Here is a 13,973-nt window from a genome sequence, read left to right on the forward strand (position 1 = left end):
ATTGATAAAGCCATTACAGTATTTGTAATGGCTTTTTATTTAACTATCTTGTCCTTTCTAAAATAAACTTCAAATGAAAACAAATTATTTCTTCTTTATATTAATTTTTGGAATGCTTTTTGGAGCCTGTAAACAAGAAGAACCCTTAGAAAAATATATGGCAAAAAGTTGGGAAACTAATTATTTAAAAATAGAAATGCCAACTTTTGAAAATACAGATTCTTTACATGTTTTTGAAGATAAATTTGATAATAATCCTATACAAGTAGCCCAATCTAAATACAATTTAGATGGTACTTTTACAGCTTGGTTTTTAACCAATTCTAATCAGAAAATATTAGAAACCGATGGTACATGGAATGTGGTTGGAGACTCTTTGCAGGTTTCTTTTTTTTATAATAATAAAGAGATGAAGGTAAGTTACAAAATCACAAAAACAGAAGAAGGATTTATAGGGGAAAGCAAATATGATTGGGATAATGATGGTGTTGCAGATGATTTTTTAACAATGAAAACGAAAGAAATTAAAACTGAATAATTTGAGTTTATTTAAAAACATATCTTTAAGAATACGTATTTTCTTATCGATGATTTTGTTGGTGCTGCTGGCATCAGTATTAATTCTGGTGGTTACTGTTTATCAATACGACGAGCAAACAAAAGATTATAATATACAAAGGTTTGAGCGTAAAGAAGCCATTGCCAAAAAAACCATAGAATTAGAGCTTACAAATAAAACTACGTATGCTGTAAAAACAGAAAATCTTCCAAAAATTTTTCAGAATAGAATTTACGAAATTTCATCTATAAATAAATTAAACATTACTATTTATGACTTAGAAGGTAAGATGCTAAAAACCTCTTTTGGTAACGCTTTCGAAAAGATAGATAATACGCCTTTAACAGATTTTATTGTAACCGAATTGGCTCAAAATTCGAATCATAGAATTTTTAAAAACAAACAAATTGATGGTACAGGATATCAAACATCATATTCTTATATCACAGATCCAAAATTTAAAAGAATTGGTATTTTAGAATTACAATTTACTCAAGACAATTCAGAAATAGAACACGAGTTAAAAGAATTTATTTACAGGTTAAGTTTGGTGTACGCACTAATGTTTTTAGTAGCAATATCTTTAGCTTATTTTTTATCTAGTTATATAACACGTTCTATTAAAACAATTTCAGACAAAATGCAGCAAACACGTTTAAATGAAAGAAACGAGAAAATTATATTAAACAAAGCAAGTTCAGAAATTGAAGTTTTGGTTGCAGCTTATAATAATATGATTGATCAATTAGAAGAAAGTGCAGCAAAATTAGCAAGAAGCGAGAGAGAACAAGCCTGGAGAGAAATGGCAAAACAAGTAGCTCACGAAATAAAAAATCCGTTAACACCAATGCGTTTATCGGTACAAAGTTTCGAGAGAAAATTTAATCCAGAAGACGAAAATATTAAAGAAAAATTAGCAGAATATAGTCAAACTTTAATTCAGCAAATAGATGTTATGAGTTCTATTGCATCGGCATTTTCTGACTTTGCAAAAATGCCAACTCAGAAAAAAGAAGAAATAGAAGTAATTAGTGTTGTTAAGTTGGCCTTAGATATATTTAACGAAAAATCGATAAAATATCTTCCAGAAAACAAAGAATTATTTGCTTTTTTAGATAAAACCCAGTTAATTAGAATTGTAACTAATTTGGTTAAAAATGCTATACAAGCTACAGAGAATGAAGAAAATCCGTTAATACAAGTCGAGGTTTTAGAGCATCAGAATAAAATAAAAATTGTTGTTTCTGATAACGGAAAAGGAATTTCTAATGATGTAAAAGATTTAATTTTCGAACCAAAATTTACCACAAAATCTAGCGGAATGGGATTAGGTTTAGCGATGATTAAAAATATTATAGAAGCATACGATGGTAAAATATCTTTTACTTCTACTGAAGGTGAAGGAACTGTATTTACAGTAACCTTGCCAAAAAAATAAAGACGAATTACAATTTAATAATAAATATACATTACATGAATTTTGATAATATATTAGTTGAAAAATCAGCGGCTTTAGCCAAAGTAATTATTAACAGACCAAAAAAATTAAATGCCTTAAACAAAGCAACTATAGAAGAGTTGCATCTTGCTTTTAAAAGTTTAGATAACGATGCAAGTGTAAAAACAATTTTAGTAACTGGTAGCGGAGATAAAGCATTTGTTGCTGGAGCAGATATTTCTGAATTTTCTGACTTTTCTATTGAAGAAGGTGGTAGTTTGGCAAGAGCAGGACAAGAAATGTTATTCGATTTTGTAGAAAATTTAGCTACGCCAGTAATTGCTTTAGTAAATGGTTTTGCCCTTGGTGGTGGTTTAGAATTGGCAATGGCCTGTCATTTTAGAATTGCTTCTGATAATGCTAAAATGGGATTACCAGAAGTTTCTTTAGGTGTAATACCAGGTTATGGTGGTACACAACGTTTACCGCAATTAGTAGGTAAAGGTAAAGCTATGGAAATGATTATGACTGCCGGTATGATATCTGCAGAAGAAGCAAAGCAAAATGGTTTGGTTAATTATGTAACTACACAAGAAGAATTAATGCCTTTAGCAGAAAAATTGGCATCTAAAATTTTAAGAAATTCATCTGTTGCAATAAGTGCAGCAATAAGTGCTGTAAATGCTAATTATAAAGATGGTGTAAATGGTTTTAATACAGAAATAGAAGCTTTTGGTAACTGTTTTGGTACAGAAGATTTTAAAGAAGGAACTACTGCTTTTTTAGAAAAAAGAAAAGCGAATTTTCCGGGAAAATAAATTTAAAAAAATAGCATAAAAAAAGCGAACCAATCAAGGTTCGCTTTTTGCATCAAATTATAGCAGTAATCTGATGAAACAATTAACTAAATTTTTATAGATTAAAATCTTGTTCGTAAGATCTATTATCACTTTTTATAACCACTTTGTAGTCTCCTTTTATTTCTTTTGATACTTTATAAACTCTACTTAATACATCTTCTGTATTTGTAACAGTTTCAGAAAAAATAATTTCGTTTTCGTAGTATAATTCTACTTTTACTGGCTCATTGTCAAATGTAATTTTAGATACATAAACTGTGTCGTCTTCTGCTCTAATTACTGGTTTAAAGATTGTTTTTTCGTCGTTAAAAGAAATTTCACCTTCGTTTACAGTAAAGTATTTTACTATTATTTCGAAATCTTTTTCTAATTCTGTAGTGTAATTTCCTTTTTCTAATTTAGATAAATCAAATATCTGAGAAAATGAACCTGTATTTTTAATTACCTGAGTATAAATTACTGTTCCGTTTTCGTTCTTTATAGATAAAGTATGTCCCTTTTTTACAGTTCTATATTCTAATCTTACTTTCTTTCCTTTTACAACGTCTATAGAGTTACTATTTACGTTTGCGTAGTTCATTAATGTTCCTAACATCATAACTACTACTACTAAGTACTTTTTAATTGTTGTTTTCATTGTTTTTCATTTAATGATTATTAACACTACAAATGTATGACGGTTTTACAACCCCAAAAACATCAAAATTGATTAATATATATGCTAAATTATCATCACAAATACCAACTATTTCGTTGTAGGTTAATTTAGTGTACAATAAAGTTAATTTTATATATTTTATTACATTTAAGTGTTGTAATTTTGTAGCTTAAATTATTTAAATGAAAACAAAACCTACTTTAGAAAAAATTACGCCAAGTTTTGGTAGTTCTTTGTTGGTTAAAAAACACGTACAGTTTTTAAAGGAGAATAAAGCATTTTGGCATTTTCATCCAGAAATAGAAATTGTATACGTTAATAAAGGAAAAGGTAAAAGACATATTGGTAACCATATAAGTTATTTTAATAATAGTCAATTAGTACTTATAGGTTCTAATTTACCACATTTAGGTTTTACAGATCGATTAACTACAAATGGTTCTGAAACCTTAATACAGTTTAAGCCAGATTTTTTAGGAGCAGAATTTTTTAAGATTCCAGAAATGATTGCTATTGATCAATTATTTGAGCGTGCAAAAAAAGGAATCCGTTTTAATATTGAAATTAAAAAGAGAATTGGAGCAAAAATAGAAGAGTTAGCAGATTTAGAAGGAGCAAGTAGAATTATTTCTTTTTTACATATTTTAAAAGAATTGGCTTTAACAGATGATTATACTATTTTAAATGCAGATGGTTTTGCTTTTGAAACTCAACCGCAAGACAGCAGTAAGATTGATATTATATTTAAACATATTAACGAGAACTTTAATCAACATATAAGTTTAGATGAAATTGCTGGCTTAGTAAGTATGACGGTTCCGGCGTTTTGTAGATTCTTTAAAAAAACAACCTCTAAAACTTTTACCAAGTTGGTAAATGAATATAGAGTTGTGCATGCAACAAAATTATTATCAGAAAGTAATATGAGTATTACAGATATTTGTTTTGAGTGTGGTTTTAACAATTTTTCTCACTTTAATAAATTGTTTAAAGAATTTACGGGGAAATCTGCTTCAAAGTATAGAAGTGAAATGTTAAATTTAGTTCAGTAGAGAAAAAATTAGTTTAGAACTATAAATTTTTATCCGATTTCATCAAAATAATCAAAATTAAGGATTTTAAAAGCTTTATTTGAGTTGAGTTTTATAATTGGGTTTGATAAAATAAAAACTTCTTTAAAAACCATTTTAAGGTGTTAAAAATTATAAGTTCTGATTATTGATTTTATATAAATTATAATTTTTAATTATTTAACACCATTCCACTCTTCATAAAATTGTTTTAGAAAAGTTTCCATAAAAAGATGTCTTTCTGCAGCAATCTTTTTTCCAGACGTAGTATTCATCTTATCTTTTAAAAGTAAAAGTTTTTCATAAAAATGATTGATGGTTGGTGCGCTAGAGTTTTTATATTCCTCTTTTGTCATATTTAAATTAGGAATAATTTCAGGGTCGTAAAGCGCTCTATTTTTAAAACCTCCATAATTAAAACATCTTGCAATACCAATGGCGCCAATTGCGTCTAATCTATCTGCATCTTGGACAACTTCTAATTCTTTAGAATTAAAATTGGCATTAGTATTTTCGAAAGAGTTTTTAAAAGAAATGTTATTTATAATGTCTACAACGTGTTTAATGATTGTAGGTTCAACGTTTTGTTTTTTAAGAAAATCGTTTGCAACTTTGGGCCCTATTGTTTCGTCTCCGTTATGAAATTTTGAATCTGCAATATCGTGTAATAAAGCTGCCAAAGACACAACAAAAACATCTACATTTTCTTCTTTAGAAATTAATATTGCATTTTTAAAAACACGTTCTATATGAAACCAATCGTGCCCACCTTCTGCATTTTTTAATTCTTCTTTTACAAATGCAATTGTTGTTGTAATAATTTTTTCTTGATTCATTTTTTATTTTCTAGAAGCTAATTCTGTTTTTATTTTTTTCATTTCTATAAACATATAGATGCTCATCGGTATAAAAAATAATGGTAAAAATGTATGAAAAGACATACCATTTTCTATAGTAGAAAATATTGAAAAGAAAATCATTAAAACAATTACAACACACTTTATTGCAAACATTTTTTTTTGAGTCTTTAGCTTTTTAGTAAGCTCTTGTTTAGTATATGTTGTAAATGCCATTTTAATAATTTTAGTAAAAATAAAAAATCCATTCTTAATTAGAATGGATTTTTGAATTCTTTAATATAAGTTGCTTAACAAAATTCTTCGTATGCTTGCGCTAAATTTTGAGCAATCATTTGTGCAGATCTACCTTCTATATGGTGTCTTTCTAACATATGCACTAAATTACCATCTTTAAATAAGGCAATTGCTGGTGAAGAAGGAGGAAAAGGAACCATAAACTCACGTGCTTTTTGTGTAGATTCTTTTTCTACACCTGCAAAAACAGTTGTTAAGTTTGTCGGTGTTTTATCTGCTCCTAAAGATGCAATTGCACCTGGTCTTGCAGTACCAGCAGCACAACCACAAACAGAGTTAACCATTACTAAAGTTGTACCTTCTTTAGACATTGCGTTTTCAACGTCTTCACTTGTATATAATGCTTCAAAACCAGCGTTAATTAACTCATCACGCATTGGTTTTACTAATTCTTCTGGATACATAATTGTTTATTTTAAAGTACAAAGATAAGTATTAGTTCAGTAAAATTCAACTTTATAGATATTGATGTTTCAATGCATATATCAATAAAATTGATGCACTAATTTTTGTCTTAAAAAATGTAGTTTTCATATCTTTGAAAACATACAAAAAAAGAATATGGGAAATTTTACAAAATGGTTAGGTGCGGGTTTAGGATTTACTTTTGGAGGGCCAATAGGTGCTGCAATTGGTTTTGCAATAGGTAGTTTTGTAGATGGTTTTTCTGAAGATGATTTAAAGCAAGAAAGAATAGATTACGAAAGGCAAAGAAATTCTGGTAAATCAAGAGGTGGTAATAATACACAGTCTGGAGATTTTGAAATGAGTTTACTTGTTTTAGCGTCTATTGTAATTAAATCTGATGGTAAAATAGACGAAAAAGAACTAGATTTTGTAAGAAATCAGTTTGTAAACATGTATGGTAAACAAAGAGCAAATAGTGCTTTTAAGTTGTTTAACGGTATTGTTAAAAAAGATATTTCTGCACGCCAAGTCTGTATTCAGATTAGGCAACACATGCCTCACGCATCTAGATTGCAATTGATACATTTCTTATTTGGTATTGCGAAAGCAGATGGTTTTGTTACGGAAAGTGAAGTAGAAGAAATTAGAAAAATTGCAGGTTATTTATATATTAATGATAAAGATTATATTTCTATAAAAGCAATGTTTTATGATGAGTCTGATAATGCATACAAAATTTTAGAAATTTCGAAATCTGTAACAGACGCTGAGGTTAAAAAGGCATATAGAAAAATGGTTAAAAAATACCATCCAGATAAATTACAAGACTTGGGTGAAGAGCATTTAAAAGGTGCAAATGAAAAATTTCAAAGGATACAAGAAGCTTACGATCGAATAAAGAAAGAGAGAGGAATGTAAAAGCTATCTATGTAAATAAAAATGCATAAATTTGAACTTTATGTAATTAGAATCATCATTTAAAAAACTAGTTTGAGTTTAAAAGTGCCTTTGTTAAAATTTACTTCAATAAAATTATTTTTTACATTTATAATTGTAGTATTTTGTGTGTCAAATAATTATGCTCAATTAGATAGTGAGCATTATTTACCACCTTTAAAACAAGTTTTTAATAACGCAGGTATACAGCAGCAAGCGGTATATTTTTCAACTCCAGAAACGACACCTTTTCCCATAGAGATTTATAGAGGTAATAGTATAACTCCATTGTTAACTCTTACAGGTTTAGTTAAAGGTTCTGGTAAAATATTTGATAATTCTAACGGTTTAGGTAACGGAGATAATAATATAACTTTAGTAACAAATACAAATACCGGAGAAGTTTTATCAACTGCGGGTTTAAGAATTATTGCTCCTGGCGGGCAAAAATTTTATGTAAATTATAGAGGAAGATCTAGTGCACAAGCTGGATCTTTAACTTCAAAAGGTTCAAAAGCTAAAGGAACAGAATTTAGATGGGGAGGAATACCAAACAGAGCAACAGATAATAATAATAGAAAACTATCTACAACACTTGGTATGATAGCAACAGAAGACGGCACAGTTGTAACTGTTTCTGGTTATAATAATGGTGTAGTATTCAGAAAAGGAACCAATGCCGGAGGTATTACAGCTACTTCTCAAACAATAAACTTAAATAAGGGGCAATCTTTTGTTTTAGAGGCTGTTAAAAATCAAAGTATTTCTAATATTGATGGATGGTTGGGTGCCAAGATTGAAGCAACAAAGCCAATTGTAATTAGTAATGGAGGTTTAAATGTTGGTGTAAGAACCGGCAGTCAAAGTAGAGATGTTGGTATAGATCAACCTGTAGCAGTAGAAAATCTCGGTAGAGAATATGTTTTTGTTCGAGGAAATGGTACAAACGAATCAGAATTTCCAATAATTGTTGCAACTCAGAATAATACGCAGGTATTTGCAGGTGGTAATTTAATTGGTACAATTAATGACGGAGAATATTTAGAGATTCCGGGTAGTAATTATTCTTCTACAAGTGCAGGTGCTAGTATGTATGTTACAACGTCTAGAGAGGCGTATGCATATCAATGTTTACAGGGAGCTCCTGGAAATAAAATTCAGACAATTGGTATGAACTTTATAGCGCCGGTAAACTGTCTGTTACCAAATTTAATGGATGAAATATCCGATATTGATAGAATTGCAGGTTCGCTTACAAATGAATCTGCAATTACAATAATTGCGTCTGCATTAACGCCAAATACAAATATTAAAGTAAGAGAAAATGGTGTTTTAGTACCTTTGCCAACACCTGTTTTTCCGGCAGGAACTTCAGATTGGAAAACTTTTTACGTAAATGGTTTGTCTGGTGAAATAGATGTTAATTCTTCTGGGCCAATAGCTGTTGGTACTTTTATGAGTTTAGGTGCTAATGCAGGTTTAGCAGGTTATTTTTCTGGGTTTGATACAGTGCCTGTTGTTGGTGTAGAAATTACTGGTGGTGGTTGTTTTCCTTCTGGAAATTTAGAAGAAAGTTCTAAAAATTTTGATGCCTATCAATGGTATAAAAACGGAAATATAATTGCGGGAGCAACATCTGCAGTCTATACACCAGATAGTATTGGAGAATATTATTTGGTTGTTACAGAAGGGACCTGTTCTTATTCATCTAAAACTGTAGACGTTTTTAATTGTGATCCGGATATTGTAGTGAAAAAAACTTCAGATATTTCTGGAGATTTAACAGACGGAGATGAAGTAAATTTTACGGTAACAGTTCAAAGTTTTGGTTTGTTTCCTGTAACTAATTTAGTCATTAGAGATATTTTTCCAACACAGTTAGATTTAATTAGTGTTACTCCAAGTCAAGGTACTTGGGTAAGTCCAGATTGGACAATTGGTACTATGGAAGCTGGAGAATTGTTTACTTTAAAATTTGTATCGAAAGTACCTAATAAGCCAGAAGATGGTGTTTTTTCTAATGTGGTTTCTAATACACAAGATCAAATAGATAGCAACGATTCTGAAGATGATTTGATTGAAAGCTTTACATTGGTATCAAAAAAAATAGATTTGTCTTTAATTAAAACTGTTGATAAATCAATAGTTAAATTAAACGAAAATGTAGTTTTTACACTAATTTTAAGTAATCAAGGGCCAGATACAGCTACAGGTGTACAGGTTAAAGATTTACTTCCTGCTGGTTTAGAATTTGTGTCTCTAGGGTCAGAAATCCCAACAAATACAACTTATAATGCTACTACAGGTATCTGGGATTTATCATCAATAAATTTGGCTAAAAACACTTCGATTTCCTTAAAAATAAATGCTAAAGTTAAAAACTTAAATGTTTTAATAGTAAATAAAACAGAAATTTTTAAGACGGAACAAAAAGATTTAGACTCTTTTTCTAATTCAGAAAACTAAGCAATACCGCACTTCATCGCGCTTAAAACGCATTTTATCGATAGATTTATTTTAATATACTCTTATGTTTTAATTTTGTTTTCAAGAAAAACATTAACATTTGTTAATAAATATTATAAATTTTTATTAAATTTGTTTTGATTGTACTTTTTAACCCCCAAAAAGCGTATGAACTCAAAATTACTTCTTACATCACTTCCATTTTTAAAGAAGAATAATTTTATCTGTGCTTTGGTTTTAAGGTTTTCAGAAAATATTTTTCTAGCACTTAAATACATTTCTTTATACAAATACAAATCTGTAATTACTATTAGTAATAGTAGGTTAAAGGTTATATACAATTATATATGATTATGAAAAATTACATATCACATAGCATATCTAAGTTGAAGAATAATTTTTCTTTAACAAGAAAGAATGCGACTTTACTACCAGTTTTTCTAATGCTGTTGTTTGTCATTGCTAATACAAATACATCTTTGGCTCAAGACACTTTTGAAACATCTTTTGATAGCTGGGTAAATATTGCAGGAGACCAAAGTAATTGGTTAAGAACTACTGGTTCTACGCCAAGTCCAAATACTGGACCAACAACAGGTTCTGGAAGCGCAACATATATTTATTATGAGGCAACTGGTGGTACCACTGGAGATGTGGCTTGGATAGAGAAGGTTTATGATTTTAGGGGTAAAGAAAATGTACAATTAGTATTCGATTTTCACATGTGGGCCAATTCATTAGATGCAAACGCTATGGGGTCTTTAGATGTTTTTGTAGATTATGAAGGTACTTTAACCAATGTTTTTACAATAACGGGTAATCAAGGTAATAATTGGTTAAGAACAAATCCGATAAATTTGAGTTATTTTGATAAGAAACTTGTTAAATTAAGATTTCAAGCAACTAGAGGTACTCAGTTTACGAGTGATATTGCAGTTGACAATATAAACGTAACATTTCAACTACCTGGTCCCTTAGATTCAGACGGAGACGGAGTATTAGATATAAATGATTTAGATGATGACAATGATGGTATTTTAGATGTTGATGAGTGCCAGTCAATTTCAGGTGCTGCTTTACCTGAAGCAGATGCAATATCATATAGTAGAGATATTTATGATTTTTATGTTGCCGGTAACAATACTAATGCACTAGGATATAAAGAGTCTGGTTTTGAAAAAGCAGCTTTTGATAAAGGTGTTTCTTTAACAGTATTAAGTGGTCCAGATGAATTTACTGTAACAGGAGCCACAGGTGCAGGTTCGGCATCCAATTCTACGGTTTCTTTTGCCAATGGTACAATAACTTATGGGGTAAATTATAGTTCGCCAACCAATAATGATGAGTTTAGAACTACAACAGCTTCAAATTTCTTTTCAGGAAATATTGGAGAAGGTGTTTACATTTTACCTTACCAAGGAGGGCAAGCAGGAGACACTTATACAACAACTATTAACTTTACAACACCAGTTACGGCATTTAGTTTTGATTTGGTCGATATTTTTGACACTATTACAACAGGCAATCCAATAAGTACTTATTCCTTAGTTATTAATGGTGTAGAGTATGTAGGTTTTACAGGAGGATTTTTGGGAGATGATGGTACAGGTAATTTAAATGTTATCGATGGCAGTGGTACTAATGTTGGTTCTGTTGTTGCTGGTCAAAATATAGAGAATACAATTGGTTTTATCTCACAAACACCAATTACTCAGATACAAGTTATACATAGAGTAGAATCAGGTAGTATATCCTCATCAGCAAGAGATCCGCACGGTATAGATAATTTTGTCTACGGAACGGGTTCATGTGATACTGATGGAGATGGTATTTTAAATTATTTAGATACAGATTCTGATAACGATGGTTGTACAGATGCTAACGAAGCATATTTTGGAACAACTTTAAGAGTAGATGGTGACAATGATGGGTTTTATGGGAATGGCTTAGTAACGGTAGATGGTCAAGGTAAGGTTGTAGGAGCCTCATATAATACACCTAATGCTGTTTATTTAGATGAAACGATATCTGCTTGTTATGACACAGATAATGACGGTGTGCCAGATAGTGTAGATTTAGATGATGATAATGATGGAATTTTAGATTCTATAGAATGCCCCGTGACTCCTTTAAGTGCAGCCGCAGATGCGTCTTTTTATCAGAGTTCTCACGGTCGATATTTCTCAGTTTCAAATAACACAAATGCAAATGGGTATATAGAGTCAGGTTGGTCTGGAGCAATATCAGAGGCGGGAAGTTTTGTTGTGTCTGAAAGTAATTTCACAAGTACAACATTTTCAAACGGAACACTTACCTTAAGTTCAGATGTTAGTGCTGCTGCAAATACAAGTACTGTTGGTATAAGTGTAACAAATGCAGATTCATTTATATCTGGCGCTTCTGGTTCTGGTTATTCAATTGTTCCAGGAGACGCCAGGTCTGAAACAGATCAAAATCTAACAACAAGTGTGTTTATTAATTTTACAAACCCAGTTTACAGCTTTGGTTTTGATTTGGTAGATTATTTTGATCATGGATCTGTTGGTAGTTTTGAAGATGAATGGGGGATTTATGCAGATGGAATACTTATATTTAAAATAGGGCCAGATAAATCCGTTGGTTCTGGAGTTTCTGGTTTGGTTACCTTAAAAGATGGTTCAGGTAATTTTTTATCTAATATTACTGTAGGTCAAAATTTAGAAACTTTTATTGGTTTTATTCAACCAAGGCCAGTTTCTACTATAGAAATTAAGCATAGTTCAACTTATATTACAGATAGTTTTGGTGCAGATAATTTTGGTATTGATGAGTTTAGGTACAGTCAAGAAGCTCCATGTGATTTTGATAAAGATGGCATACCAAACTATTTAGATTCAGATAGTGATAATGATGGATGTACAGATGCAGATGAGGCTTATTATAATGGTTTAGCAGATGCAGATTCAGATAATAACGGTTATTATGGTTCAGGAGTTCCTACGGTAGATGGACAAGGGAAAGTAACAACAGCTTCTTATGCAACACCAAATGCTTATTATTTAAATACAGCAGTTATTACTTGTGATGATAATGATAAAGACGGCATACCAGATGCGGTAGATGTAGATGATGATAATGATGGTATTTTAGATTTATCAGAAGAGCGTTGCGATCAACCTAGTTATGCAAACTCAACATCAGGTACTGGAGCTTTTCAAGATCAATTATATATTTTTAATTGGTCAGACATCGGAGGCTCCTTAAATAATGGGGATACACAAACTTTTACCATTAATAATCTTATTATTACTGCTACTTTTTCTAATGTTGTTGCAACAGGGGGAGGGGTAAATACTAGCGATTTAAAAACTTGGCCTCAAGCTTTAATTGGAGACTTATATAATACTTCTGGTACACAAGAAAGTTTGTATGGAGATGCTGCAACTACTTCTTTTTCGTTTACTGTTGATTTTACTGCTACCAAAAATGGGATGCCATATCCTTTAGATATTATAGCAATAGACTCTGAAAGTACAACAGCAGCTGGAGGCGAATCTATAATTTTTGATTCTAATGGAGGAAACTGGACATTTCTAGAAGGGAAAAGTGGTCTTGGAGGAACAACATTTGGAGACTTTACGACCAGTAATCAAAGATTAACAGTAGTAGATACTTTTGATGATGATGATCGAGGGAATAGTTTATATTTTTCTAAAAATTCAACATCAATTAACGTTTCTGTAAATAGTCCGGGTACTGCTCAACAAGCTGTAGCTTTTGGTATTTATCTTTATTGTGATACAGACAATGACGGTATTATAGATTCTTTTGACACAGATTCAGACAATGACGGATGTCCAGATGCAATTGAAGGTGCAGCAACATTAACTTTAGATAAATTATCAACTTTTACAGGAGGTAGTGTTGGTGGAAGTTCACAAAATTTAGGGGCTAATGTAGATGCAAGCGGAAGTCCTATTGTTAGTGGCCAAGGAGCAACTGGTTTTACTCAAGCCTCTACAAACGATGTTAAAGATGCAAATGTAAGTTTAGCTTGTGCTATAGATTTAAACATAACAAAAAAGGTTGATAAACCAATTTTAAAGATTGGTGAAACAGTAATATTTACATTGGTGTTAACTAACTCGGGGCCTCAACCTGCAACAAATGTTCAGGTAAGAGATTTACTTCCAGCAGGTTTAACATACAATGCAGCAAGTTCTGTAATTGCAACAAATACAACTTACAACCCAACAACTGGTATTTGGGATTTAAGTTCTCTTACAATAGGAATTAATGACTCTGTAGAACTTAAAATAGCAGCAACAATAAATACTTTAGGTGTAATTATTACAAACAATACAGAAATCTTTTCTACATCAGAAACAGATAAAGATTCTACACCTAACAGTAATAATTAAAAAATAAATTTAAAAAGATGGAAA

General features: G+C 30.7%; 11 protein-coding genes. 7 read left to right on the forward strand and 4 right to left on the reverse strand.

Going from position 1 to position 13,973, the window contains the following annotated elements; translation table 11 throughout:
- The first annotated feature begins 73 nt into the window (after nucleotides 1–73).
- The 3 genes from BXQ17_RS11720 to BXQ17_RS11730 are packed head-to-tail and all read left to right on the forward strand — an operon-like array spanning nucleotide 74 to nucleotide 2,815.
- Complete coding sequence (locus tag BXQ17_RS11720; protein ID WP_077810835.1) at nucleotides 74–538, forward strand: hypothetical protein; 465 nt, start codon at nucleotides 74–76, stop codon at nucleotides 536–538.
- 49 nt (nucleotides 539–587) lie between these two features.
- On the forward strand, nucleotides 588–1,997 hold the full coding sequence (locus BXQ17_RS11725) for a PAS domain-containing sensor histidine kinase (protein WP_077810836.1): 1,410 nt from the start codon (nucleotides 588–590) through the stop codon (nucleotides 1,995–1,997).
- 35 nt (nucleotides 1,998–2,032) lie between these two features.
- The gene (locus BXQ17_RS11730) at nucleotides 2,033–2,815 is read left to right on the forward strand and encodes an enoyl-CoA hydratase/isomerase family protein (RefSeq protein WP_077810837.1); all 783 of its coding nucleotides are present in this window, start codon (nucleotides 2,033–2,035) and stop codon (nucleotides 2,813–2,815) included.
- 94 nt (nucleotides 2,816–2,909) lie between these two features.
- On the opposite strand, the gene BXQ17_RS11735 is transcribed toward BXQ17_RS11730, so the two are convergent.
- Complete coding sequence (locus BXQ17_RS11735; RefSeq protein WP_077810838.1) at nucleotides 2,910–3,494, reverse strand: DUF3244 domain-containing protein; 585 nt, start codon at nucleotides 3,492–3,494, stop codon at nucleotides 2,910–2,912.
- 203 nt (nucleotides 3,495–3,697) lie between these two features.
- Here BXQ17_RS11735 and BXQ17_RS11740 point away from each other — a divergent pair, with 203 nt between their 5' ends.
- Nucleotides 3,698–4,567 carry an AraC family transcriptional regulator gene (locus BXQ17_RS11740; protein ID WP_077810839.1) on the forward strand — a complete coding sequence of 290 codons (870 nt, stop codon included), beginning with the start codon at nucleotides 3,698–3,700 and terminating at the stop codon, nucleotides 4,565–4,567.
- A gap of 194 nt (nucleotides 4,568–4,761) precedes the next feature.
- On the opposite strand, the gene BXQ17_RS11745 is transcribed toward BXQ17_RS11740, so the two are convergent.
- The 3 genes from BXQ17_RS11745 to BXQ17_RS11755 form a co-directional block, all read right to left on the reverse strand.
- Nucleotides 4,762–5,421 carry an HD domain-containing protein gene (locus BXQ17_RS11745; protein WP_077810840.1) on the reverse strand — a complete coding sequence of 220 codons (660 nt, stop codon included), beginning with the start codon at nucleotides 5,419–5,421 and terminating at the stop codon, nucleotides 4,762–4,764.
- A gap of 3 nt (nucleotides 5,422–5,424) precedes the next feature.
- Complete coding sequence (locus tag BXQ17_RS11750) at nucleotides 5,425–5,658, reverse strand: hypothetical protein (RefSeq protein ID WP_077810841.1); 234 nt, start codon at nucleotides 5,656–5,658, stop codon at nucleotides 5,425–5,427.
- A gap of 74 nt (nucleotides 5,659–5,732) precedes the next feature.
- The gene (locus tag BXQ17_RS11755; RefSeq protein ID WP_077810842.1) at nucleotides 5,733–6,143 is read right to left on the reverse strand and encodes a BrxA/BrxB family bacilliredoxin; all 411 of its coding nucleotides are present in this window, start codon (nucleotides 6,141–6,143) and stop codon (nucleotides 5,733–5,735) included.
- A 157-nt stretch (nucleotides 6,144–6,300) separates the two neighbouring features.
- Between BXQ17_RS11755 and BXQ17_RS11760 the strand changes: the two genes are divergently transcribed.
- The 3 genes from BXQ17_RS11760 (at nucleotide 6,301) to BXQ17_RS11770 (ending at nucleotide 13,949) form a co-directional block, all read left to right on the forward strand.
- Entirely contained in the window at nucleotides 6,301–7,065 is a 765-nt protein-coding gene (locus BXQ17_RS11760) for a TerB family tellurite resistance protein (RefSeq protein ID WP_077810843.1), read from the forward strand.
- 147 nt (nucleotides 7,066–7,212) lie between these two features.
- The gene (locus tag BXQ17_RS11765) at nucleotides 7,213–9,549 is read left to right on the forward strand and encodes a DUF11 domain-containing protein (RefSeq protein WP_149025903.1); all 2,337 of its coding nucleotides are present in this window, start codon (nucleotides 7,213–7,215) and stop codon (nucleotides 9,547–9,549) included.
- A 353-nt stretch (nucleotides 9,550–9,902) separates the two neighbouring features.
- On the forward strand, nucleotides 9,903–13,949 hold the full coding sequence (locus BXQ17_RS11770; protein WP_187661400.1) for a CshA/CshB family fibrillar adhesin-related protein: 4,047 nt from the start codon (nucleotides 9,903–9,905) through the stop codon (nucleotides 13,947–13,949).
- Nucleotides 13,950–13,973 lie beyond the last annotated feature (24 nt).

This window comes from Polaribacter sp. BM10, assembly GCF_002005425.1.
GTDB classification, from domain to species: domain Bacteria; phylum Bacteroidota; class Bacteroidia; order Flavobacteriales; family Flavobacteriaceae; genus Polaribacter; species Polaribacter marinaquae.

What these genes read in the sequence shown, in the direction of transcription:
- BXQ17_RS11740 (WP_077810839.1), top strand. Translation starts at nt 3,698, where the DNA reads ATGAAAACAAAACCTACTTTAGAAAAAATTACGCCAAGTTTTGGTAGT.
- BXQ17_RS11755 (WP_077810842.1), bottom strand. Translation starts at nt 6,143, where the DNA reads ATGTATCCAGAAGAATTAGTAAAACCAATGCGTGATGAGTTAATTAAC.
- BXQ17_RS11730 (WP_077810837.1), top strand. Translation starts at nt 2,033, where the DNA reads ATGAATTTTGATAATATATTAGTTGAAAAATCAGCGGCTTTAGCCAAA.
- BXQ17_RS11725 (WP_077810836.1), top strand. Translation starts at nt 588, where the DNA reads ATGATTTTGTTGGTGCTGCTGGCATCAGTATTAATTCTGGTGGTTACT.
- BXQ17_RS11760 (WP_077810843.1), top strand. Translation starts at nt 6,301, where the DNA reads ATGGGAAATTTTACAAAATGGTTAGGTGCGGGTTTAGGATTTACTTTT.
- BXQ17_RS11750 (WP_077810841.1), bottom strand. Translation starts at nt 5,658, where the DNA reads ATGGCATTTACAACATATACTAAACAAGAGCTTACTAAAAAGCTAAAG.
- BXQ17_RS11720 (WP_077810835.1), top strand. Translation starts at nt 74, where the DNA reads ATGAAAACAAATTATTTCTTCTTTATATTAATTTTTGGAATGCTTTTT.
- BXQ17_RS11770 (WP_187661400.1), top strand. Translation starts at nt 9,903, where the DNA reads ATGAAAAATTACATATCACATAGCATATCTAAGTTGAAGAATAATTTT.
- BXQ17_RS11735 (WP_077810838.1), bottom strand. Translation starts at nt 3,494, where the DNA reads ATGAAAACAACAATTAAAAAGTACTTAGTAGTAGTAGTTATGATGTTA.
- BXQ17_RS11745 (WP_077810840.1), bottom strand. Translation starts at nt 5,421, where the DNA reads ATGAATCAAGAAAAAATTATTACAACAACAATTGCATTTGTAAAAGAA.